The 1,369-nt window shown below is 31.2% G+C and carries 2 protein-coding genes; both read right to left on the bottom strand.

Annotated elements, in window-relative coordinates; genetic code table 11:
* Positions 1 to 263 precede the first annotated feature (263 nt).
* Positions 264 to 488, bottom strand: coding sequence for a DUF2795 domain-containing protein (locus ABJD66_RS01985; RefSeq protein WP_013551418.1), 225 nt, complete (start codon positions 486 to 488; stop codon positions 264 to 266).
* Positions 489 to 622: 134 nt separating this feature from the next.
* The gene (locus tag ABJD66_RS01980) at positions 623 to 1,198 is read right to left on the bottom strand and encodes a cob(I)yrinic acid a,c-diamide adenosyltransferase (protein WP_100895595.1); all 576 of its coding nucleotides are present in this window, start codon (positions 1,196 to 1,198) and stop codon (positions 623 to 625) included.
* Positions 1,199 to 1,369 lie beyond the last annotated feature (171 nt).

The raw sequence follows: 1,369 nt of genomic DNA, 5'->3' as shown, positions 1-1,369 counted from the left end.
CTTAACGTCTTCTTTGGCTTTATCACCAACAAAGGCCTTTAGCACGGAATTAATGAAACTCATATATTTTATAATTTATAAAGTCTGTTGTTTACAATGTAAACACACTCAACTATTTAGATTAATGTTCCGTAAAACTGCGGAATGTAATTTCTTACGCAAAAGGTATTCCAGTTTTTAAAAATGTACAAATAGCCACCTGCGTCTGCCAAAATTACATAAAAAAAAAGCCTCCGAGGAGACTTTTTTGTGTATTTCTTTATTTAATATTCATCCTCGTTCCAGAGGTAATCTTCTTCTGTAGGATAGTCAGGCCATATCTCCTCAATAGATTCGTAGATTTCTCCACCTTCTTCTTCCATAGATTGTAAATTTTCTACAACTTCTAATGGTGCACCAGTTCTAATGGCGTAATCTATTAATTCATCTTTGGTCGCTGGCCAAGGCGCATCACTTAAATAAGATGCTAGTTCTAATGTCCAATACATGGTAATAGTTAATTTTAATTTTTTGCAAAAATAAATTTTTAAACAAGAAAAGCAAGTTTTTTTGTAGTTTTTTAATTTATTTTTTTAAAATTGTTGATATTCAATATGTTGATAACGTTGTAAAAAAGTAAATATTAGACTTTTTTCTCAGGAATCCATTTTATTTCGGTTGCATCCAAGTCTTTTGATAGTTTTCTTGATAATACAAATAAGTAGTCGGATAACCTATTGATAAATGACAAAACATTTGCTTCAAAAGGTTCGTTCTCATTTAAATGTGATGCTAAACGTTCTGCTCTACGACAAACAGTACGCGCAATATGACAGTATGACACGGTTGTGTGTCCGCCAGGTAAAATAAAATGTGTCATCTGTGGTAAAGATTCGTTCATTTTATCCATTTCTAACTCTAGTAACTCTATGTCTGTATTACTAATTTTTTCAATATTTAGACGTTCTTTGCCGTTTTTAAGCACCATTTTTTCTGGATCTGTAGCTAAAACAGCACCAACAGTAAATAACTTGTCTTGTATGGTTGCAATAACATCTTTATAGTGGTTGTGTATCTCTTGGTCACGTATTAATCCCATCCAAGAATTTAACTCGTCTACTGTACCGTAAGACTCTATACGTAGGTGGTGTTTAGGAACTCTGGTGCCGCCAAATAGGGCAGTAGTGCCTTTATCTCCCGTTTTTGTATATATTTTCATTTATTATTTTCTTTAAATTTTGAGTCTATAGCTTTTTCTACCTTTAAAATTAAAGTAATAACACTTGTAAGCAGTAAAACTATACCTATTAAAATACTTATTTCTTTATTAGGTTGATATATAATACTTAATAAAGAGAGTAAAACAAGTATAAAACCAATTTTTATTAGT

It is taken from the genome of Cellulophaga sp. (assembly GCF_039943695.1).
GTDB lineage: Bacteria > Bacteroidota > Bacteroidia > Flavobacteriales > Flavobacteriaceae > Cellulophaga.
This window is presented reverse-complemented; position numbering and strand designations above follow the sequence as displayed.

Coding starts and splice junctions, on each gene's coding strand:
- ABJD66_RS01980 (WP_100895595.1), bottom strand. CDS start 1,198: ATGAAAATATATACAAAAACGGGAGATAAAGGCACTACTGCCCTATTT.
- ABJD66_RS01985 (WP_013551418.1), bottom strand. CDS start 488: ATGTATTGGACATTAGAACTAGCATCTTATTTAAGTGATGCGCCTTGG.